Source organism: Corallincola holothuriorum (assembly GCF_003336225.1).
Classification (GTDB): Bacteria; Pseudomonadota; Gammaproteobacteria; order Enterobacterales; family Neiellaceae; genus Corallincola; species Corallincola holothuriorum.
Window position 1 is genome coordinate 20,091 of sequence record NZ_QPID01000002.1, and the last position, 21,150, is coordinate 41,240.

The 21,150-nt window shown below is 50.6% G+C and carries 18 protein-coding genes; 11 read left to right on the plus strand and 7 right to left on the minus strand.

Annotated features, from left to right (window positions below):
- Nucleotides 1-20: 20 nt before the first annotated feature.
- Genes frdD through frdA form a run of 4 tightly spaced genes read right to left on the minus strand, consistent with a single transcriptional unit; the run spans nt 21 to nt 3,377 of the window.
- Nucleotides 21-374 (minus strand): fumarate reductase subunit FrdD, encoded by a 354-nt coding sequence (gene frdD, locus DU002_RS03030; RefSeq protein ID WP_114336894.1) that lies wholly within the window; start codon nt 372-374, stop codon nt 21-23.
- On the minus strand, nt 371-766 hold the full coding sequence (locus DU002_RS03035) for a fumarate reductase subunit C (RefSeq protein ID WP_114336895.1): 396 nt from the start codon (nt 764-766) through the stop codon (nt 371-373). Before DU002_RS03035 ends, frdD begins: the two co-directional genes overlap by 4 nt.
- Nucleotides 763-1,602, minus strand: a complete 840-nt coding sequence (locus DU002_RS03040; protein ID WP_114336896.1) for a succinate dehydrogenase/fumarate reductase iron-sulfur subunit — start codon at nt 1,600-1,602, stop codon at nt 763-765. Before DU002_RS03040 ends, DU002_RS03035 begins: the two co-directional genes overlap by 4 nt.
- A complete protein-coding gene (frdA, locus tag DU002_RS03045; protein ID WP_114336897.1) occupies nt 1,599-3,377 on the minus strand; it encodes a fumarate reductase (quinol) flavoprotein subunit in 1,779 nt (592 codons plus the stop codon). Before frdA ends, DU002_RS03040 begins: the two co-directional genes overlap by 4 nt.
- 378 nt (nt 3,378-3,755) lie before the next feature.
- Here frdA and DU002_RS19620 point away from each other — a divergent pair, with 378 nt between their 5' ends.
- The 11 genes from DU002_RS19620 to DU002_RS03100 all read left to right on the plus strand — a co-directional run bounded on the left by DU002_RS19620 (nt 3,756) and on the right by DU002_RS03100 (nt 16,042).
- A complete protein-coding gene (locus DU002_RS19620) occupies nt 3,756-3,980 on the plus strand; it encodes a DUF2375 family protein (protein ID WP_114336898.1) in 225 nt (74 codons plus the stop codon).
- Nucleotides 3,981-4,125: 145 nt separating this feature from the next.
- Nucleotides 4,126-4,440, plus strand: coding sequence for a hypothetical protein (locus DU002_RS03055; protein ID WP_114336899.1), 315 nt, complete (start codon nt 4,126-4,128; stop codon nt 4,438-4,440).
- Between the two features lie 57 nt (nt 4,441-4,497).
- Entirely contained in the window at nt 4,498-5,730 is a 1,233-nt protein-coding gene (locus tag DU002_RS03060; protein ID WP_233496401.1) for a hypothetical protein, read from the plus strand.
- Complete coding sequence (locus DU002_RS03065; protein ID WP_114337366.1) at nt 5,669-6,619, plus strand: metal ABC transporter solute-binding protein, Zn/Mn family; 951 nt, start codon at nt 5,669-5,671, stop codon at nt 6,617-6,619. The genes DU002_RS03060 and DU002_RS03065 overlap by 62 nt, the downstream gene beginning before the upstream one ends.
- Nucleotides 6,619-7,407 carry a metal ABC transporter permease gene (locus DU002_RS03070; protein WP_114336900.1) on the plus strand — a complete coding sequence of 263 codons (789 nt, stop codon included), beginning with the start codon at nt 6,619-6,621 and terminating at the stop codon, nt 7,405-7,407. The genes DU002_RS03065 and DU002_RS03070 overlap by 1 nt, the downstream gene beginning before the upstream one ends.
- Nucleotides 7,408-7,982: 575 nt before the next feature.
- Nucleotides 7,983-11,612, plus strand: coding sequence for an alpha-amylase family glycosyl hydrolase (locus DU002_RS03075; RefSeq protein ID WP_158537947.1), 3,630 nt, complete (start codon nt 7,983-7,985; stop codon nt 11,610-11,612).
- 305 nt (nt 11,613-11,917) lie between these two features.
- A complete protein-coding gene (locus DU002_RS03080) occupies nt 11,918-12,610 on the plus strand; it encodes an iron-sulfur cluster assembly scaffold protein (RefSeq protein WP_114336902.1) in 693 nt (230 codons plus the stop codon).
- Between the two features lie 10 nt (nt 12,611-12,620).
- The gene (locus tag DU002_RS03085) at nt 12,621-13,619 is read left to right on the plus strand and encodes a GGGtGRT protein (RefSeq protein WP_114336903.1); all 999 of its coding nucleotides are present in this window, start codon (nt 12,621-12,623) and stop codon (nt 13,617-13,619) included.
- 248 nt (nt 13,620-13,867) lie between these two features.
- The gene (locus DU002_RS03090) at nt 13,868-14,233 is read left to right on the plus strand and encodes a hypothetical protein (RefSeq protein WP_114336904.1); all 366 of its coding nucleotides are present in this window, start codon (nt 13,868-13,870) and stop codon (nt 14,231-14,233) included.
- Nucleotides 14,234-14,440: 207 nt separating this feature from the next.
- Nucleotides 14,441-14,998 (plus strand): sugar O-acetyltransferase, encoded by a 558-nt coding sequence (locus DU002_RS03095; protein ID WP_114336905.1) that lies wholly within the window; start codon nt 14,441-14,443, stop codon nt 14,996-14,998.
- A 165-nt stretch (nt 14,999-15,163) separates the two neighbouring features.
- Nucleotides 15,164-16,042, plus strand: coding sequence for a DUF1444 family protein (locus tag DU002_RS03100; protein WP_114336906.1), 879 nt, complete (start codon nt 15,164-15,166; stop codon nt 16,040-16,042).
- Nucleotides 16,043-16,168: 126 nt separating this feature from the next.
- Here DU002_RS03100 and DU002_RS03105 read toward each other — a convergent pair whose 3' ends face one another.
- Genes DU002_RS03105 through DU002_RS03115 form a run of 3 tightly spaced genes read right to left on the minus strand, consistent with a single transcriptional unit; the run spans nt 16,169 to nt 21,128 of the window.
- Nucleotides 16,169-16,777: a hypothetical protein gene (locus DU002_RS03105; protein ID WP_114336907.1), complete on the minus strand. Its 609-nt coding sequence runs from the start codon at nt 16,775-16,777 to the stop codon at nt 16,169-16,171.
- A gap of 38 nt (nt 16,778-16,815) precedes the next feature.
- A complete protein-coding gene (locus DU002_RS03110) occupies nt 16,816-19,575 on the minus strand; it encodes a DEAD/DEAH box helicase (RefSeq protein ID WP_114336908.1) in 2,760 nt (919 codons plus the stop codon).
- Between the two features lie 35 nt (nt 19,576-19,610).
- Nucleotides 19,611-21,128: a carboxypeptidase M32 gene (locus tag DU002_RS03115; RefSeq protein WP_114336909.1), complete on the minus strand. Its 1,518-nt coding sequence runs from the start codon at nt 21,126-21,128 to the stop codon at nt 19,611-19,613.
- Nucleotides 21,129-21,150: the final 22 nt, after the last annotated feature.

Genomic DNA, 21,150 nt, shown 5'->3' on the forward strand with positions numbered 1-21,150 from the left:
TTGGCGGTTAGTACGCTTGCTTACAGTGCCAGTAACAGCGTCCCTGTGGCGATGGTCACCACTAAAGCGAAGCCATAACAAAGTACAAAGAACAGACCGCGCGCACCCACTTTCAGGTCATGCAAGCCATGATAGACACGGTGCATAGCATGCCAAATCGGCAAGCTGATCACGGTGAGCCAGCAAAGTTTACCCAACCAGTGCTGGCTGAAGGCCAGCACGCGAGCATAGGACAGCGCGTCGCCATCTAATAATCCGGCAGGTGCCATGATCCCGGTAACCAGTATCAGTGCGGGTAGCAGGAACGCGGCAACCACACCGCCGCCGCCAAATAGCGACCAGACGATGGGTTCGTGAGAACGTTGAAAACTCATAACCAACCTCCAATCGCAACGATGACGACAATGGACGCCACTACAAATCCAGCATAGTGACCGCCAACAATCAGGTTCTCAGGCAAGGGTTTCCCTTTGATCCAGATATCCATAGTTTTCGGGGTCAGGGAGAACCAAGTCACCGCATGGAGCATCGCCATAGCGAGGCAAACCAGATGGAAAACAATGGCTGCTGGTGAACTCATGGCAGAGACATAGGCATCCCAGGCGGCTTCCCCTTTCACCAGAGCAAACAGTGCACAAACCAGCGCGAGCGTATACAGGGTGACAAATACGCTGGTGCCTTCCCGCAGCATATAGAAGCGATAATAGGGATGGCTCGCCCACCAAGTTGGCCCCATGGGGCGAGTATAAGGTTTACGCTTACTCATGACTTACCTCCGCAGCCACAGTCGCCTTTACCGCAGTCGGCTTGTTTTTCCTGCTTGGCGCTTTTGTACTGTTTAGCCTTGCTCATGCCAGCGAGATTCAACACATAGTCGGTACTACTTTCGACCTTACCTTGGTTAATCGCTGCCGCAGGATCGACGCCTTTTGGGCAAACCTGCGAGCAGTAGCCGACAAAGGTACAGCCCCAAACACCCTCTTCTGAGTTCAGAATTGGCAGGCGTTCACCTTTGCCCTGATCTCGGGAATCGCGGTTATAACGCTGTAACAAGGCTAGCGCTGCTGGGCCCATGAATTCATTATTCAAGCCATATTGAGGGCAGGCGGCATAGCAAAGCCCACAGTTGATGCACATCGAAAACTGCTTATAACGAGCCATCTCTTCTGGTGTTTGCTGATAAGCCCCATCGGCCAGTTTTTCCTCGGTTTCCCGAATGATGTAGGGCTTGATGGTTTCCAACTTTTCGACAAAGTCATCGATTTTGGCGACTAAGTCCCGCTCTATCGGGAAATTTGCCAGTGCTTCGACGCGGATCTTGCCTGAGCCGCCATTCGATTTAATGTAATCCCGTAAGAAGGTCTTACAGCCTAGCTTGGGCACTTTGTTAACCATGTAGCCACAGCTACCACAGATCGCCATACGGCACGACCAGCGATAGGAGAGTGAGCTGTCACAGTTATCTTTGATGTAATGCAGCGCATCAAGGATCGACATCTCATAGCTGTAAGGGATGTCAAAGCTTTGCAGCCAGGGCTTATCGTCTTGCTCTGGCCGGTAGCGCAGTACCTCTACTGTGATATTTTCTTGGGCTGAACTCATTTCGCAGCCTCCTGTTGCTCCAGCTCGGCACCATAGACACGCTTAGCGGGCTGACTCTTGGTGATCTTAACGTCGCTATAGCTGAGTTCTGGGGCGCCTTCCGCATTGAAATGGGCCAATGTGTGCTTGAGGAAGTTCTCATCATCACGGGCTTCATAGCCGTCGATGCGTTGATGTGAGCCTCGGCTCTCTTTGCGCTGCAGCGCCGAGTGACACATGGTTTCCGCTACGTCGAGCAGGAAGCCAAGTTCAATCGCGTACAGCCACTCGGTATTAAATACCGTGCTTTTATCTTCGATCTTGATGTTTTTGAAGCGTACTTTCAGCGCCGCTACCGCATCGCAGGACTTCTGCATGCTTTCCTCGGTGCGGTAGATGCCAACACCCTCCTCCATGGTCAGTCCCAGCTCATTACGGATCGCTGGCATCGACTCATCGCCGTCGCTGTTAAGCAGTGCCATCGCTGAATCGAGACCCGCTTGGGCTTGCTCCTGCAGTTTGGCACTGTCGCTATTGCTATTGTTCAAAGCAAACTGTGCGGCCTGCTCACCAGCAACTTTGCCAAACACAACGATCTCGGCCAGCGAGTTTGAGCCTAAACGGTTGGCACCATGGAGCCCGACACTGGCACACTCGCCGACCGCATAGAGGCCGGGCAGGGAGGTGGCACATTGGCCGTTGGTTTCAATACCGCCCATGGTGTAGTGCACCGTAGGTCGCACTGGAATAGGTGCGTGTACCGGGTCAACACCTACATAAGCTTTGGATAGCTCACGGATAAAGGGCAGGCGTTCGTCGATTTTGGCTTCACCGAGGTGGCGAAGATCTAGATGAACCACATCGCCCCAGGTCTCGTCCTTGATGGTGCGGCCTTTTTTCTGTTCCTGATAGAAGCATTGGCTGAGCTTATCTCGCGGCCCTAACTCCATATGCTTATTTTTGGTTGTGCCGAGCGGCACTTCTGGCCCTAAGCCGTAATCTTGTAGATAACGGTAGCCATCTTTGTTCATCATAATGCCGCCTTCACCGCGGCAGCCTTCTGTCATCAGTACGCCAGTGCCGGGAAGGCCCGTTGGGTGATACTGAACAAACTCCATATCCCGTAATGGTACGCCGTGGCGGAACGCCAGCGCCATGCCATCACCGGTGACAATGCCACCGTTGGTATTGTAGCGATAAACACGACCTGCACCGCCGGTGGCGATAATCACTGACTTGGCTTGAATAAAGCTTGTTTCACCCTCTGCCATGTCTTGGACTAGCACACCCTGACAGCGGCCATCTTCGACCACCAGATCAAGACAGAAATGCTCATCGTAGCGCTTGATCTGGGGATACTTGGTTGAGGTTTGGAATAGCGTATGCAGCATATGGAAGCCGGTTTTGTCAGCGGCAAACCATGTGCGCTCAATCTTCATGCCACCAAATGCACGTACGTTAATGCTGCCATCTGGCTTACGAGACCAGGGGCAACCCCAGTGTTCCAGCTGGATCATCTCTTCGGTGCAGTTTTCGACAAAGTAATCCACCACATCCTGCTCACACAGCCAGTCGCCACCGGACACGGTGTCATTGAAGTGATAGTCGAGTTGGTCATGATCTTGGATCACACCGGCAGCGCCACCTTCGGCAGCAACGGTATGACTTCGCATTGGGTAGACCTTGGAGATTAGCGCAACCTCCAGTTCCGGATTGGCTTCAGCAGCGGCGATGGCCGCCCGTAAGCCTGCTCCTCCGGCTCCCACAATAGCTATATCTGTGGTAATCGTTTGCACGGGTATCCTCCTGACGAGGCAAGATGGTTATAGGAGTGTTTCTAGTTATAAGTCTGATCCCATAGTAGCGATCAGCGGCACACAGGTTTTGAGTTAAATCTAATTTCGTTGCAAGTCGTAGTGTTCCTTGCCGATCAGCCTGTTTTATCAGCAAATATGTGAAATCGATCCGTATAAGTACTTATATTATTTAGCAGTCGCTAAACTAGTTTTTGTTTAAGTTGATCGCTTTGCTAGTTCAAATCGTTATTAACTCTGATTAGAGTTACTTCACATGCGGGTCTACACTCTACTTAACGCAGCGATTAAGAAGTGCGCAGCAATGGAGTAGTGCTATGCGTCGGGAGAGCGCATTGACGGCGACCTGGAGGGCTGGCGATGCAACACGATACGATTACAGTTTTATATTACGACATACAGGATCTGCAGCAGATTAGACGTCGCTGCTTTTACAACATGAAGGATACCAAAGGCGGACGAGTTATTCTGCCTGAGCACTTTCGGCAGACATCTTTGATTGTCGCCGTGCTGGAGGGAGACTGTGAAGTGCTGAATACGCTTGGAGAGCGATACGCACAACTCCCGCCTGCTGCGAACTTTTAGCGACTGAGTATTTGGAAATAGGGCCTGAATGGCCCTTTTTTATTGTGTTCTGCTCGTGATCTTTTTGTGACCAAGTGTAACGCCAGGGTTGCCACTATCAAATTCAACGATACAATCCCCCTGTTATTACTATTGGGTGAGACGAGTGGGCGCAATTAACGGCCAATCAAAAAAAGCAGTGTTGCAGCGCTTGTCGCTGGGACGGCTTTTATTCGTCTTCATGTTGCTTTGGCAAGGCATGCAGTGCATCCACAATGCCGAGCACCCGATCCATCTGCAGGACAGCGATGCGGTTTGTGCCGTCCATTTTCAGCAGGCGCAACCAGGTTTTGCTGTTGCCGGCATTGTTGTTCCTGAGCTGGTCGCTGATTTTGGTGGCTATCAGGGGCTGGTTGTCGTTCAGATCGAACAGGCCTCTCGTCGTACTTCCATCCGTGGTCCTCCTTCCTACTCTGCTTAATCAAAACAAATAATTCGATTTTAACTTTCGACCTTTTTTGGTTTTTTGGAGTTTATTGTGAAACTGCATGCAATTTCCCGTGCCTTGACCTGCACGCTTATCGGCGCAATGGCGCCTACTGTTCTACTCGCGGAAACAGGTATTAACCCGAATATTTCTGCTGTGATTAATGTCGGTTATACCGATCGTAGTGACTTTCATGGCATAGGTAACTTGCCCATCGATGGCGATCATTCTGCAGGCCCTGACGATGGCTTTTGGTTAGATCACACTGAATTGGCGCTGTCCGCCGCGTTTGATGAGATGTTTTACGGCAAGGTCACCACCGTGTTGGAAGAGCATGATGGCAGTACGGAAGTAGAGCTGGAAGAAGCATTCGTCCAAACCATGGCGATGCCTTATGGCTTGTCGGTGCGTGGTGGTCGATTTATGTCGAACCTAGGGTATCTCAACAGTAAGCACACCCACACGGATAATTATGTTGATCGTCCGCTGGTGTACCGTGCTTTTGTTGGCAGTCATTACTATGATGACGGTGTGCGACTGAATTGGATCGCCCCAACCGAGACTTATATTGAACTGGGAGCCGAGGCATTTAAAGGCGGTCAGTTCCCCGCTGCGGCCAGTAGCAACATCGGCGCGACCAATGTTTACGCAAAATTCGGTGATGACTTTGATGAGTCGAATAGCTGGCAGGCGGGTATTAGCTGGCTCCGCACAGACAATGATTTTGGTGAGTGTTCCACCCATGATCATGGCGATGACCACGATGATCATGACGACCACGATGATCATGACGATCATGATGACCACGACGATCATGGCTTTGAGTTTGGCGCGTGTGATTTTGACGGTAACAAAGATTTCTACGTTGCTGATTTTGTCTGGAAGTGGGCGCCGAATGGCAACTATAAATACCAGAGCCTGACTTGGCAGAGTGAATATTTCTACGTTAAGGAAGATGGCTGGTACGGTGAAGAGCATGAGGGTGCATTTGAGCGCGAACTGCGCCAAGACGACCACAATACAGGCTGGTATAGCAGCGTGGTCTATCGTTGGTCACCTAACTGGTCGGCTGGCATCCGTTACAGTGAACTGAAGCCGTCTGATACCTACAGTGACGGATTTAAACCTAAAGCCACCGATCTGATGGTGGATTGGAACTACTCCCATTTTGCGACTGTGCGTTTACAGTACACCCGCGATGAGAGCATGGAAGATATGGATGATGACATCTTCTCCATTCAGTTCGTTGGATCTATGGGGGCTCACGGTGCGCACCTTTTCTAAACGCTTAACCCTGCTTGCTGCGTTGCTATTGTTGGCACCGCAGGTGCAGGCGCTGAACATTTTTGCCTGTGAACCTGAATGGGCGGCGCTGGCCAAGGAGCTGGTGCCGGACGCTGATATCTACAGCGCTACCACCGCCTATCAGGATCCACACATGGTGCAAGCTCGGCCGAGTTTGATCGCCAAACTGCGGCGTGCAGATATGTTTATTTGCAGTGGTGCCGAGCTGGAGACCGGCTGGTTACCAGCGCTGCAGATGAAGGCCAATAATAGTGATGTCCGTGATAGCCAGCCGGGGGCATTTTACGCCGCCGAGCAGGTTGAACGGCTCGATGTGCTGGAGAATGTATCGCGCTTGATGGGCGACGTACATGCTTCAGGGAATCCCCATGTGCATCTTGATCCCCATCGCATACAGACGATTGCCATTGCACTGGCTAAACGCTTGCAGCAGATTGATCCTGAAAATGCCGATAACTATCAACAACGGCTGACAGCATTTACCACACGCTGGCAAGCGGCACTGGCTGAATGGGAACAACAAACCAAACCGTTGCAGGGACAGAAGGTGGTGGCTTACCACAGCTCTTTCCGTTATCTGTTTGACTGGTTGGGCATTACCCAGATCGCTGATCTGGAGCCTAAGCCGGGGTTGCCACCCACCAGTGGCCACCTAACCAGCGTGTTGAAACAGCTTCAGGAGCAACCGTTGTTAGGTATCATCTACGCCAACTATCAAGATCCGAAAGCAGCGCAATGGCTGGGTGGAAAATCTGACGAGCCGGTGATCCCACTGGCGTACAGTGTGGGGGCGGATGACACTGCTGATCTGTTTATGCTCTATCAACGCATAATTCAACAATTGTTGGCAGCGGTGGAGAGAGCCTGATGGAGTTTGCGGATCTAACATTGATCCTGTTACCGGCGCTTTGCGCCGGTGTCTTAGTGTTAGCAACCCATGTGCCTTTGGGCTACCAAGTACTTAAACGTGGCATCATCTTTATCGACCTGGCGATTGCCCAAGTGGCCGCGTTAGGTGTGGTTTTTGCGCAGTTAATGCACTTCGAGCATTATGGTGCCTGGGCCACTTACCTCGCTTCTGCCGGTTTTGCATTGGTGGGGGCGGGCTTGTTGGCGTGGCTCGAAACGCGTTTAAAGCAAGAACTGGAAGCGGTAATCGGTTGTGTTTATGTGGTGTCTGCGGCGTTGGCGTTACTGCTGCTCTCTCATGACCCACACGGTGCTGAACTGATAAAACAGACGCTTTCAGGCTCTATCCTTTGGGTCAGCTGGCAAGATCTGTGGGTACATGGATTGATTTACCTGAGCATACTGCTGCTGACTTACTTGCGGCCTAAATTGATCGAGAGTGGCTGGTTCTATCCACTTTTCGCTATCGCCATAACTAGCTCTGTCAGCTTAGTGGGTGTCTATTTGGTGTTCGCATCATTAGTTATGCCGACGTTGGCTACTTGGCTGTTAGCCCCAGGGCCTATGCGTCTGCTGTGTGGTTACGGCGTTGGCGTAGTCGCCTATGTTATCGGTTTGGGGCTTTCCGCAATGCTGGATTGGCCAAGTGGAGCAACCGTGGTTTGTTCACTGGCTTGTACTGGGCTTATTTTTCGCATGATAAGTAACATTTTGCACCAGAAAAAGACAGCTGTTGTAGTGGATTAACATTGAAGCCACAAATATCACTGCTTCACCGTGATGTTTGTGGCGTCGCCATCGCATTCTCTTTATCACGGTACTTGTCTTCTCGTTTATTGTCACACAACCTTCATCTTTCCTTCTGTTAATAAAGAAATATTTCCATTTTATGAAATCGTCATTTGGCTATATTTGCCGCGTGATACAGATCTCAGTTTCAGCGCATTCATTTATTCGAATATGACAAAGGTCAATAAGTAAACAGATTGCCTTCGTGTTAGCGATATCTATTGCTAGCATGATACCGCTAACTTCTGGTGGCGGTTTGTGCAAGCAGTTTTCTTCATGATTTAGATAGGGCAGCGAGCAATAGGAGTGCTCGCCTAGCGGCACATCAATAGCGTTCTTCGCGTGTGCTTTTTCATGAGGTTTTGGGCGCAAGTATTAGAAGTGATAGCGGATCATCGTGGTTGCGATGGTCAACCCGAGTGGCGCCAGTGAGGCGCTATTTTTGTCGGTGATTTCTCGGCGTTTACGCCGCCACCGACAGGATCACTATCTAAGGCTTTCGATAGGCGAAGCCTTAAACAAGGGAATTGATGATGAAGAAGCTATTGCTCGTTGGTATGTTCGCTGCTTCCTTTACTGCGCAAGCAGAGTGGGAGTTCCGCGGCACACCAAACGACTGGAAAACAACACCGTTAACGCATGTACAAGGCACTGAATATCAGACTTGTCAGACTTTCGGCAGTGATAACCCCCGATTCAAAATTGACCGTTGGGGAAATTGGCAAGAAAGCTACCCGCAAGATGATATATCCGTCGTTGCCAATACTAGCTACCAGATTACGTTCTACAGCGACAGCAAGCACATTGAGCGTGTGGAAGTGGCCGATTGTGAGGGTGAGCCAGACGGATGGCCATCCCTTTACTTCCGCGGCACGCCAAATGATTGGGATATCACGCCTTTTGTCGAGCAGACAGAGGGTGTGTGGCAGGTGGAGGTTGACTTCGATGGTCGTCAGGACCAGCGCTTTAAGCTAGATGTGTATGGTGACTGGAGCTTGAACTACGGCAGCAGCGACAGTAGCGACCCGATCATGCTGGTACAAAGTGGCGGCGATATATATACCCAGGTCATTGGGCGCTACAGCATCGAAGTAAATGAGAATTCAAATACCCTGAGCATCAATGGTGATCCAAATATGGCGCCCCATGCCGTGATCACGCCTGAGGGGCCGCTTGAGGTCGAGCTGGGTGATTCTATCATCTTTGACGGCAGTGACTCTTGGGATGAAGATGGGCAGATCGCCAGTTATGCATGGAGTAATCGCGAAACCACAGAAACCGCGCAATTCACCTTCAATGAACTGGGTGAGCAAAGCATCTCTCTGACTGTGGTTGACGATGGTGGAGCCAAGGGCACAGCTTCAGTCACTGTGAATGTGACGGGTGATCCAGAGTCCGACTGGTGCTTCCGCGGAACGCCTAACGGCTGGACAAAGACAGTGATGCCATACAACCCAGATACCGGGTTATTTGAATTGCTGCAGCCGTTTAATGGTGAAGAAGATCCTGCGCGCTTTAAAGTGGCACGCTGTTCTACTGATTGGCAGGAATCCTATCCCACGCAAGATTTTCCTGTCACGGATGGTGAAAAATTTCTAATCAGCTTTGATGAAACCGCTAAGCAGGTTGATGCAGAGTTAGTTGTGGGTCCGTCTGCTCCAGAGTTGACGGTAAGCCCCCAGAGCAAAACGTTTACCAGCGATAACTTGTCGGTCACCCTGAGTTATAAAGGTGAAGCGACAGACGCGACTTACCTGTTAAGCGACAGCACGGGTGATGCGGTTGCATTTGAAAATGGCGATGTCATTGTCGTAGGCGCTGATTTAGAGATCGGTCAGTCGGTTGATCTCTATGTCGAGGTTGCCAATGACGTGGGTAGCGACTCTGCTACGTACACCTATACCAAAGGCGATCCGGAAGAAATTGGTTTTACTGTGTGGTTGAAAGCGCCCAGTGGCTGGGATGCCAAGATCCACCACTGGGACGCCATACCAGAAGGCTCATGGCCGGACACCGATTGGAGCGGTGATGACATGAAAGAGCTGGGCGAAGACTGGTTCCGCTATAAATTCCCCAATAGCAGCTCTAGCAAAATGATCTTTAACAACAATGGCGCCAGCCAAACAGACACGTTGACCCGTTCATCGGATGGTTGTTACTACTATGCTGACAACCGCTGGACAGACAGCTGCGATGTGCCGCCAGTGCCTGTCGAAGTGGGTATCAGTGGTGCTAAGTTGAAGTTCTGGCAAGCGTCGATTTTGGTGACCTTGGAAGCTGATGGTGACGACGTCACTGGTGGTCGCTACACCCTAGATGGTTCAGACCCAATGGCGGGCACGCCATACAACACAGGCGACCAGATCCCGTTGGGTGAAGGTCTGGAAATTGGCGATACAGTCGAACTGCGTCTTTGGGCGAGTAATGACGTATCTACTGCTAGCGAACGTTACACTTTTGAAAAAATTGAAAAACCGTCGGCATCCAGTTTCAGCTGGGACAACGCCACTGTTTACTTCGTATTGACCGATCGTTTCCTAAACGCAGATACCAGCAATGACCACAGCTATGGTCGTGAGAAGGACCGTAATGGCTCGCCATATGCCGGTTATGAAAACCGTGTAGGTGCGTTCCAAGGCGGTGATCTAAAAGGGCTGACGCAAAAACTGAAAGAGGATTACTTCAACGACTTAGGCATCACTGCGATTTGGCTGACATCACCCATTGAGCAGATCCACGGTTTTGTTGGTGGTACAAACTTCAAGTACTACGGTAACCACGGTTACTGGATGCTCGACCCCACTGCTGTTGACGCCAATATGGGCACAGAGGCTGACTTGCTTGAATTCGTTGATACCGCACATGAGAAGGGGATCCGTGTGGTGCTTGACGTAGTGATTAATCACGTCGGCTACGACAACCTGATCGATGCCTCTCAGCAGCCTTATGGTGCGCTTAATGCTGGCTGGGAAGATTACTACTACACCAGTGATCCAAGTACCATCCACTATGAAACCTACGGTAACTATTTTAACTACAGCGATGGCGCATGGAGCCAGTTCTGGGGTCGAGATTGGATCCGTCATACCAAAGCAACTGGCTACGACATTTGTGCTGAAGCCTATGGTGCTTTTGATTGTGGTGGTGGCTTACCTGATGTGAAGTTAGAAAGTAACGCCACCGTTTCTTTACCCCCTTTACTGCAAAACAAATGGGCGAAAGAGGGTCGCTTGAGCCAAGAACAGGCTGAGTTGGATGCCTTCTTCAACAACACCGGTTATCCACGCACGGTAGGTAATCACTTTATCAAATGGATCACCGATTGGGTGCGTGAATACGGCTTTGACGGTATCCGTATGGACACCGTTAAAAATATGGAAGGCCAGGGCGAAGAGGTGCTCAAGCGTCTGAAAGATCAATCGGTTATCGCACTGAATGAATGGCGTGCTGCCAATCCTAACAAACTGCCAGATGAGCAAGAACTGGACTTCTGGATGACGGGCGAGTACTTCGACCATGGGGTAGGGCGCAGCCATTGGTTCGACTTTGGTTTTGATTCGATGATCAACTTTAATTTTGCCGGTGTGTCACTGGGCAGTATTGAAGGTGTTTACAGCAGTTATGCTGCGTCCATCAACACGGATCCAACGTTTAACGTACTGAGTTACATTTCAAGCCATGATAAGAACATGTATAGCCGCAGTAACTTGATTGATGGTGGTTCAGCGCTGTTGATGGCGCCGGGTGCCGTGCAGATCTATTACGGTGATGAAACCGCACGTCCATTGGTTGATGCGCCGTTTGGCGACCTAACGCTACGCTCATTTATGAACTGGAGCAGTATCGATCAGAACGTGCATAGCCACTGGCAGCGTTTAGGGCAGTTCCGTGCGCGTCACGTTGCAGTGGGTGCCGGTAGCCATACCCAACTCAGCGCATCACCTTACACCTTTAAGCGTGAGAAAGATGGTGACGCGGTGATCGTTGTATTTGGTGCCAGCGGTAATGTTACGGTGGATGTGTCATCTGTGTTCGGCGACTGCTGGGAAGTGACAGAGTTCTACAATAACAACAAAGCGACTGTGGCAAACGGCAAGGTGACTTTCCCTACCAGCAACAATGGTGTGTTGTTATTGGAAGGCGTCGAGAAAACATGTAGTTAAACAGTGTTGAAAGACATATGTTAGCTCTTGTCCTTTGTGGCAAGAGCGCGTCTACCCTTGATCAAGGCGTGCTGGTGAGGATCCATCCAGCATGCCTTTTCTTTTGCTCCCGTTTCACTTCCACCCTCTCTGTTCAGAGAAAAATCGCATGGCCGCCGTACCCGCAGTTTTCGCTTATGACTGTCGCTCACACGCTTCAATTAGAATCGTCATATTTTATTGGCTATTAATTGTTCATCGTTTTGGCGCATGCTGCGTCAATGAGCCTAAACTCATTGAAGACGTTTCAGCTTATGGGGATAGTTATGAACTACACCACCACTATTGAAAACATGTGCCCGTTGACCCGCGGCCCAGATCACGCGAATGCGCCCATTCCGGTTGAAGGTGAATGGGTTAATGCCATTGGCATTAAGGATATCTCGGGCTTTTCTAACGGCGTCGGTACTTGCGCGCCCCACCAAGGGGCAACCAAAGTGTCATTGAACGTTAAAAACGGCGTGATAGAGGAGTGTCTGATTGAAACCGTCGGCTGTTCCGGTATGACCCATTCGGCCGCCATGGCATCAGAGATCCTCACCGGGCGCACCATACTTGAAGCACTCAATACCGATTTGGTGTGCGATGCCATCAACGTTGCAATGCGGGAGATATTTAAGAATTTGGCCTATGGCCGCAGCCAAACCGCGTTCTCTGAAGGGGGATTACCTGTGGGCGCTGGGCTTGAAGATCTTGGCAAAGGGCTGCGTTCACAAGTGGGCACCGCGTATGGCACCAAGGCCAAAGGGGCGCGTTATTTAGAGATCGCGGAAGGTTATGTGACTCAACTGGCCTTGGATGAGGATCGGGAAATCATCGGCTACGAGATCGTCAATATGGGCCAGATGATGGCCAAAATCGCCGACGGTATGGATGCCAACGACGCACTGGCACAAACCAAGAGCCGTTATGGCCGTTTCGATGATGCCGTAGAAACCATCGATCCACGCAAATCTTAAGGGGCGAAAAATGAATCTATTTGAAGGTTTTGAGCGCCGCCAGCAAAGCATTGAAGCAGCATTAAAGAAGTATCAACTGGCAGACTTACAAGCCGCACGGGAGCTGTGCAGCGAACGGGGCTTTGACCCGTATCAGATCGTGTTTGAAACTCAGCCCATCGCGTTTGAAGATGCCGCTTGGGCGTATGTGTTGGGCGCAGCCATTGCACTGCGCTCTAACGCCCATAAGGCAAAAGAGGCAGCTACCGCGCTAGGTGAAGGATTACAGGCTTTTTGTGTGTCAGGCTCTGTCGCGCAGCAGCGACAGGTGGGGTTAGGCCATGGCAATTTGGCCGCAAGGTTGCTGGATGAAGAGACCGAATGTTTTTGTTTCCTGGCGGGCCATGAGTCATTCGCGGCGGCAGAAGGCGCGATTAAGATCGCGCAATATGCGAACCAAGCCAGAGCAAAGCCGATCCGGGTGATTTTGAACGGCTTAGGTAAAGACGCCGCTTATCTGATCGCGCGGATGAACGGCTTTACCTATGTGCAAACCCAACTTGATTATGCCACTGGCAAGCTTGCCATCGTGCGGGAAAAGAGGTTTGGTCACAGCGAACGTGCCGGTATCCGCTGCTACGGTACCGATGACGTGGTGGAGGGGGTTGCGGTGATGCATCATGAAGCGGTGGATGTGTCTATCACCGGCAACAGCACCAATGCCGCTCGTTTTCAGCACCCGGTTGCTGGCACCTATAAAAAAGAGCGATTGTTGCTAGGGCAGGAATACTTTTCCGTGGCATCTGGTGGCGGTACCGGACGCACCATGCACCCCGATAATGTCGGTGCGGGACCCGCCAGCTATGGCATGACCGACACCATGGGACGGATGCACTGCGACGCCCAGTTTGCAGGCTCATCTTCGGTGCCCGCCCACGTTGAAATGATGGGGTTTGTCGGCATGGGGAATAACCCCATGGTGGGGGCGAGTGTTGCAGTGGCCGTGGCGATTGAGCAGAGTTGTCACTAGGCGGCCAGAGCCAACCATCAAATAAGATTGGGGATGACAGGCCTAATTCCCCAATCCTCCTTTGTCTGCACATAAGTAAAAATTGAGAGCCAACCGCTTGCGAAACAACGCTAATCTGTTGAGATTAGGCAACAAGTTACCGAGTATGCGGACGCAAAAAGCTTGTTTTGTGCTCGTTTATCGCAAATTATAGCCAAGCATTTTGTGCCGCTTATGCAAGTGTCACATCCCTGATAAGGAGCTCTTAAATGCTTGAAGTTCTCAATTCTGCTTCCACAAAAGCAGGATGGCTAAAACCGGTTGTTACGATTGCTTCTGTCGTGTCTTTGTCAGCTTTTCTATATGTTGTCTTGATCGCTGAGGGAGCCAGTAAAGATGTTTATCTCATCCCCAGCGTAGTGGTTTTTTTATGGACGTTGCTATTCAGCTTCCTTCTGGCCGTTTTTCCTAACATCCCCGCTGTTCCGGACAAATCATGCAATTTGCTCTTTCGCGCCAAGGTAAGGGTTGTCAGATGGTTCTACTACATCGTAGCTGCGTTTTTTCTGGTGGCTACATTAGCTGTAGTTCTTCTCTCAATGAGAATTCTTAATGTTTGGCGTATCGACTTTTAGGTATAACAATCCCTGTCACTAGCTCGTCACTGGACAAGGCCACTTCGCGACCAGAGGCGTCAGATCAATTGGTTTGTCGAGATTCGCGGTAAGGAACGCCGCACCGGCAAGACATTCGGTGGCACGCGGCATTAGTCCTTTTCATCCGGTGACCAGCTAAACTCTGTAGTAAGTCATTTCAACCACTTAAAATACTGGATGACTAGGTTGAGCGAATTAGAAAAAATGCTGTCTGGTGATATCTATGATCCCAGCGATGAAGTATTAACAATGTTGCGAGCAGAGGCGCGTGAAATCACTGCTCGTTACAATGTGACTCCACGTCGAGATCTGGCAGCACGCACAAAATTACTTGCGCAGTTATTGGGTGGCATTGGTGGCGAGATTAAAATCGAACCTCATTTCAACTGTGATTATGGTCAGCACATCTTTGTTGGTAACAACTTCTATATGAATTTCGGCTGTGTCATTTTGGATTGTGCTGAAGTTCGCATTGGCGATAACTGTTTCATCGGCCCTCAAGTGGGTATCTATACGGCTTGTCACCCTCTAGACCCCATCGAGCGCAATAAAGGTATTGAGTTCGCAAAGCCTATCACGATTGGCGATAGCTGCTGGATTGGCGGTCATGCGACCATTAATCCCGGGGTTCGTCTGGGTGACAATGTCGTTGTCGGGTCAGGGGCGGTGGTGACTAAAAACTTTCCGGATAACGTTGTGGTTGCAGGCAACCCAGCTCGCGTTATAAAAGCGCTGACAACGTAGCTTATCAACTCCTCTTCGCTCTTTGGATATCAGGCAGCACGTGGCTGCGGCGTTAATATCTACTCTGATGAATGCCCACCCTCCCGAATCTCAGCGCATACAAGTCTAATTCCTCTCGTTATACTGCCCCCACTTTAGAGACAAGGAAGCCTTTTTGGGGGAGTTATGACAACACGTGTATGTAGCCATTGCGGAGAATCACTTGATTTAAGAAAGGTGGTGACCGCATCTAGCCCGGCCAATATCAACTGTGCAAGCTGTGATTCAGATATCGGCGTAGACAAAACTCATGCTTGGGGGTTTGCTGCGGTAGGCTTGGTTGTCGCTATCGCCCTATGGTTGTTGATTGAGAAATACTTAGGCTACACCTTTTCAGTGGTGATGGTTGCGGTTGTTGCTTGGTGGCTGATTGCAGAGTTTGCTTACTACGTTGGACTTAAGTCTGGTGTAGTAAAAAGCACACTTCTACCTCAAGATCAGCTTACTCAGGAAACGGAAGAGGAGGCCTCCACTCCCTTCGTTGTGCCACGACTGAAGAACCATGCTTTTGTTAAAGCGATGGATGACATACCGCAGATGACCGATGAAATGCGACCCATTTCTGAGTTCTTGTTCTCGGATTTGTGGCTGACCTACGCCATTGATGATGGGGATAACTTTATTGCGCTTAGCCCAGCTCTGGCTAAACAACACGGAATTGACCTTGATACGATCAAAGCGACAGCAACACAAAACGTATTGCTGTATTTGAAAGATATCCGCAAAAACGAACATGACGGCTTTTTCTCCTTGAGCTGTGAAAACAACATGATTGCCAATGCCGTCCTGTTCTCACCGCTTTGGGAGCAAATAGAGGGCGAGATTAACGATGCTGTTGTGATAGCTATTCCGCATCGTGACTATGTACTGTATGCACCTCGAAATAGCCCCGATGCCATCGCTAAGCTAAAAGAGACAATGCAATCGTTTGATTACAGCGAGACTCATGCTTTATCCGAACATCTGTATATCAGAGATGGAGAGTCGTGGGCGGTGATGGAGTAAACCTCCCGAGGCAATATTGAGAGCAGTGACATGCTGCGATAGGGCTTAACACTGCCCGCGACCGGATTTCAGAATCACCCGTTTGGAAGATAAGGGCTAGTTGTCCTAGCCCGACTTGCGTGCTGACTACGCCATACTGCAACTAAATAGAACAAGCCCAGATTGTCCAATCAACAACTCTAAGCCTGTAAAGCTCATTAGTTGGATGTAAGCTTCTCCGCGCTGTTCGTTATGGGTGACGTCTAGCTGCTTGAAGTCATCAAAGTAGGGGGTGACCTCTTGCAGTTGCCCTTGCAGTTTTTGTACTTGGCTGTGGCATGTGGCACTGGGCGTGGTGGCAATCAATTCAGTGAGAAAACTGTCGAACAGGGTGAGATTTTGCGTGAGATCTTTATTGATAGCGCTTTTTTGCTCTGGCGTGAATTTGATCGCTTTGCCGAGAGCTTCTAAACCATCGTCGCCGTTCATTGCCGCAGCAATGAGTGAATCAATCGTGTCTGCAGATTCATTCTGATCGATGACCTGTGAAATCATATCCGCCAGGCGGGCGCTGTGTTCGAGAATGGGGGTTAATTTGCCCTCCATCTGTTCCATGAATTTATTTGCGTCCTCAAATTTTTTCGCCATATCTTCCAGCTCTTGGTCGCTGGGTACTGAATTAGCCAAGGCTGGCAGGCTAAACAGTGAGAGGCTTAAGATGGCGATGAGCAGGGCTTTAGTGGCAGAACAAATCATTTCGGTGATCCATGTTTTGGTGGTGACAATATCAGTGTCTATTTGTCTATCCTGCAATTGGTTAGGGCTTCACTGGCAACCGTTGTTGAGGCGTTTTTAAGTCGGTTGAGCACCTCTTCAACACAAAGGGCAGAGTCTACACGCCACAGGCCATAACTGATTGGAACCACATCAAGTGCTGCGCGTTTGAGTATTTTGTACGTCGTCAGGTCGAAGAAATCTACCCAAGGCCCCGGAAAGCCGATTAAATCAATCGCCAAATAGTGGTCGTCGTATTTGCACAGAATGTCGATATCTGTGCCCGCAATGTGTACTCCACTCCAACAGCGAATATTGTGCTGTGCCAGTGCGTGGATCACCTCCTGTTGGAACTGGTCGCAAACAGCACTTTCGAGCTGTTTTGCTTCGTAGTTGCGCAGGTTGGCCCGGTATTCGGTGAGTAAGTTGGAGGGAAGCTCTGATTCGGTGACGGAAACGAAAAGCTCATGGGCACCACGAGCACGGGTCACGGCGACATTAAACATGTCAGGTTTGTTGAGATAGACCGCAGCTCGTTTAGATAAAGGGTCTACGACCCATGAACTAAGCATGATGTCGCGTTCTTCGCCTTGAAAGCCATATGGGGTGGCGACGGTAATGTTAAAACGTTCTATTTGATCGAGCGAAATGCGGGACTGGATCGCCGCGGTGAGCTTTTCTACTTGGGCGCGAAACGGGGAGAGTACGCCGATACTTTTTGGCTGCTGTTGCGCGTCAGCATCGCGGATCAGGACTTCCAGCCGGTTAAGTAGCGCTTCGGCTTCGATGTCGTTGGTGCCCTGGCTATCTCTGTTTCCTGCAACATGGTGGATAATCATCTCGCCTTTCTCATGATCTGGGCGCTGCTGCATGATTTTAAGTTGGTTGCGGTAGAATTTCTGATTACTGAAATCGATCAGTTTTGCGCTGCTACGGAAATGTTCATTAAGAAACGCAACATGGTCTTGGTTGTTGATGGCCTGTTGGGCTAGATCCAGAATGCTGCAGTCTCGATAACTCAAAACCCCTTTCTGTGTGGAAGGCAGCGCGTATTTTGCGGCCACGGCTTGTTGTTTGGCGTAAGACAGAAATGACACATGGCGTAGTTGTTTGTCATCACCCACGATCAGTGCGCGCTTGGCGCGATAAAGAGCGGGCAGGCAGCTTGCGATATCGGTTTGTGTGGCTTCGTCGATGATCACTAGATCAAACAGCGCGGCTTGATTAGGTATCGCACGATGCAAGCTATTCAGTTGTGCCAGCCAGATCGGAAAGGTTTTTAACAGTAGCCGGTAGTCAATCTGCTCGAACAGATCCGCTTGGGTTGCTGACGCTCTGGATCTGATCGCCTTGTTAAAGGTTTGCAGTGTTGAGCGGGATTGTCCAAGTAGGTTTGCGATATTCCACTGGGTTTGCTGCTGTAACAACTGAGCGGCGAGGGATTCACGTTGCTGCTGCTGTTGATGGATCTGTTGCAGCAAGGGCCATAGTTGGCTCATCTTACGTATGCGTTGGCGAGCCAGTTTTAAGTACCAACGGCCCAGGCGCGGATAGCGTTGCTCTAGGCTACTGAGCCGTTGTCCGCGTTTGACGCCCGCGCGATTTTTCTTTGTTAACCGAGTTTCAGCACGACTTAATTGTTCATTTAGGCTGACCACCTGCTGCGTGAGTGCGGCGAGGGCCTGTTCTGTGATGTTGGGTTGGTAGCCGCTGAGAAGGTCGTTTAGATAGCTTTTTAGTTGACGTAGATAGTTTGGGCTGCCCACTCTGACGTGCACATCTTTCAGGCCATACTGGCTTGTTATCTTGTCGGCGATGACGTTGAGCGGATTTTCTGATGAGGTGGCGATCAGCACCGATTCTCCCCGCGCCATATGCTCAGCGGCGACGGCGGCGATGGTGTAACTTTTTCCTGTGCCTGGTGGGCCAGAGACAAATCCAAGCGGCGCCGAGGCGGCGATCTGGGTTACCTGCGTTTGTACGTTGGAAAGTAGCCCTGGCAGCAGGTCTGCTTGGCTGGTAACTGCGCTGGTGGATGGCGGAACAGTGTCAAACAGCTGCCGTATCGGGGGTGAAAGAACGCTGCAGGCAGAGATTTTTTCCAGCTCATGGATAACGCCCCGTGTGCCTTTGGGTTTTTCTATCAGTGCCACCATCGCCGATGGAACGAGGGTTAATCCGTGCTGCTTCGATAGTTTACTGAGGACACTTTTTGCTGCGAGTGCGGGATATTTTAGCGCCGGCAGCAGGTCGATAGCGTGAGAAGAGGCGCGCAGCATATCTGCCAATGTCACCGCTTTAAACTCTCCTGGGATTAGCGAGAGTGCAGATGCCTTGTCCTTGGTGTGCGTACCGCCGGTGGATGAAGCATCTTGAGGTATCAGTTCGGCTAACAGCGCCTCATTCAGTACAAATTCGCTGTTGTCGGCCGTCACGTAGTAGCCTTTTTCGTCTTGGTGCAGTGTGACGTTGATATACACCAGAGGGCTGGCCAGTTGGCGTTTTTCCCCTTTGATCTCTGTTGTTCCAGCAATAAACATGCAAGCGTAAATCAGCTGACGTTCACGTTGGTAAAGCTGCACCCGCTTATATAGCGGCTCGGCGATCTCATCTGCGATCGGCGCACCGGGCATTTGATCGCTCAGCAGCAGTTCATTGCCGGTCAAGGTGACACGATCTGCGGCCTTAATCTTATGCAGGTTCCAAAGATTGAGGCTGGCGTTATCTAGCGCATAACACGCTTGGTAGTAGCGGATCAGGTCGCTGACTTTATCACTCATTACATCATGCTCGGGCTCGTGCACTGCTTAGGCCGTTATTCATCTAGGTATCGACGTTTTAGGTGGTTAACGAAAAAGTCGGGGTTTAACGGCTCGCCCGTCGCCATGGTGATGATCTGCTCAGTAGTGTAACGGCCACCGTGTTGCCAGACGTGTTGTGATAGCCAATGTTTGATCGAGCCAAAATCACCTTGGGCAATGGCTGCGCCAAAGTCAGGTTGTGTCTTACGCAGTGATGCGGTCAACTGCGCAGCATATAGAGCGCCTAGTGTATACGTGGGAAAGTAGCCAAATTCCCCTGCTGCCCAATGCACATCCTGCATACAACCATCTTTGTCATTCCCTAACGTAGCAACGCCCAAATATTGCTGCATTTTTTCATCCCATAACGCTGGAATGTCGGCCACTTCTATCTGTTCCAGCATCAATGCTTGTTCGATTTCGTAGCGCAGGATGATATGCATTGGGTAGGTCAGTTCATCGGCTGCGACGCGGATATGGCCTGCAGAAACGCGAGTGATATGGCGATACAGATTGTCCGAGGCAAACGCCGAGTGGGAACCAAAATTTTGTTCTACTTGGGGCTGAAGGAAGCTGACAAACTCAGGCGTTCTGGCCAGCTGCATCTCAAACAGCAGGCTTTGTGATTCATGTAATCCGGTGCTTTGTGCTTCGCCGACAGGTTGTCCGCGCAGCGACTTGGGCAGTCCCGCTTCATACAGGGCGTGGCCGGTTTCATGGATGGTACTCATCAAGCCATCAAACAGGTCGTTAGGATCAAATCGACTGGTGATGCGAATGTCGTCAGGTACACCACCACAAAAAGGATGGTGACTCAGGTCCATACGTCCCCGTTCAAAATCAAAGCCTAACTTCTGGCTGACGCCACGGGCTAATTGAAACTGCTTCTCGGCATGCAAGGGGGTTGGTAGTGGCATCAGGGGTTGGCTTGCCTGCCTTACGCTGACTTGATTGATAAGCGCCGGCAGGGTTTGTTTTAACCGCGCAAAAATAGGGGCAATAAAAGCACTGCTGCAACCCGGTTCATAGAGATCAATCAGTTGGTCATAGCGCGCGGCTTTACCTGCTGTGATGTTAGCGTTTTGCTTACTTGCGTAGTCCACCCGCGCGTCAGCCTCTTCCCGCACCAGATCGACCATGTTTTTCAGTATGGGCGCATATTCTGTCCAGTTATTGGCTGGCCTTAGCTGCCGCCATGCATTTTCTGCTGCCATTGCGGCTTGGGTTTTTGCTCTGACCAATTTGCCTGGTACAGCGACGCTGAGGTCGTACTGTCGTTGCATGGCGCGCAGATTGGCTTGCTGTATGGCGGTTAACGCCTCGCCGGATGCCATTGCCAGTTGTTCTGCAACCTCTGTCGCGGTGAGCAGTTCATGGCGGATTAAAGATAGCTCTGCCATCGCTTCTCCGCGTGCAGCCGCACCACCACTAGGCATCTGAGTCGCTTGATCCCAGTTGGCTAAATGGTTGAAGTGCGCGAGCTGAGAAAGGCGGTTAAAGCGGGCTTCCAACCATTGATAAGGCTTGTTCATTGACGAGGCTTAAACTGAGTAA

Excerpts from the sequence above, each read along its gene's own strand:
- frdD (WP_114336894.1), bottom strand. The coding sequence starts at position 374 with ATGAGTTTTCAACGTTCTCACGAACCCATCGTCTGGTCGCTATTTGGC.
- DU002_RS03035 (WP_114336895.1), bottom strand. The coding sequence starts at position 766 with ATGAGTAAGCGTAAACCTTATACTCGCCCCATGGGGCCAACTTGGTGG.
- DU002_RS03040 (WP_114336896.1), bottom strand. The coding sequence starts at position 1,602 with ATGAGTTCAGCCCAAGAAAATATCACAGTAGAGGTACTGCGCTACCGG.
- DU002_RS19620 (WP_114336898.1), top strand. The coding sequence starts at position 3,756 with ATGCAACACGATACGATTACAGTTTTATATTACGACATACAGGATCTG.
- DU002_RS03065 (WP_114337366.1), top strand. The coding sequence starts at position 5,669 with ATGACATCTTCTCCATTCAGTTCGTTGGATCTATGGGGGCTCACGGTG.
- DU002_RS03070 (WP_114336900.1), top strand. The coding sequence starts at position 6,619 with ATGGAGTTTGCGGATCTAACATTGATCCTGTTACCGGCGCTTTGCGCC.
- DU002_RS03075 (WP_158537947.1), top strand. The coding sequence starts at position 7,983 with ATGAAGAAGCTATTGCTCGTTGGTATGTTCGCTGCTTCCTTTACTGCG.
- DU002_RS03080 (WP_114336902.1), top strand. The coding sequence starts at position 11,918 with ATGAACTACACCACCACTATTGAAAACATGTGCCCGTTGACCCGCGGC.
- DU002_RS03085 (WP_114336903.1), top strand. The coding sequence starts at position 12,621 with ATGAATCTATTTGAAGGTTTTGAGCGCCGCCAGCAAAGCATTGAAGCA.
- DU002_RS03090 (WP_114336904.1), top strand. The coding sequence starts at position 13,868 with ATGCTTGAAGTTCTCAATTCTGCTTCCACAAAAGCAGGATGGCTAAAA.
- DU002_RS03100 (WP_114336906.1), top strand. The coding sequence starts at position 15,164 with ATGACAACACGTGTATGTAGCCATTGCGGAGAATCACTTGATTTAAGA.
- DU002_RS03105 (WP_114336907.1), bottom strand. The coding sequence starts at position 16,777 with ATGATTTGTTCTGCCACTAAAGCCCTGCTCATCGCCATCTTAAGCCTC.
- DU002_RS03110 (WP_114336908.1), bottom strand. The coding sequence starts at position 19,575 with ATGAGTGATAAAGTCAGCGACCTGATCCGCTACTACCAAGCGTGTTAT.
- DU002_RS03115 (WP_114336909.1), bottom strand. The coding sequence starts at position 21,128 with ATGAACAAGCCTTATCAATGGTTGGAAGCCCGCTTTAACCGCCTTTCT.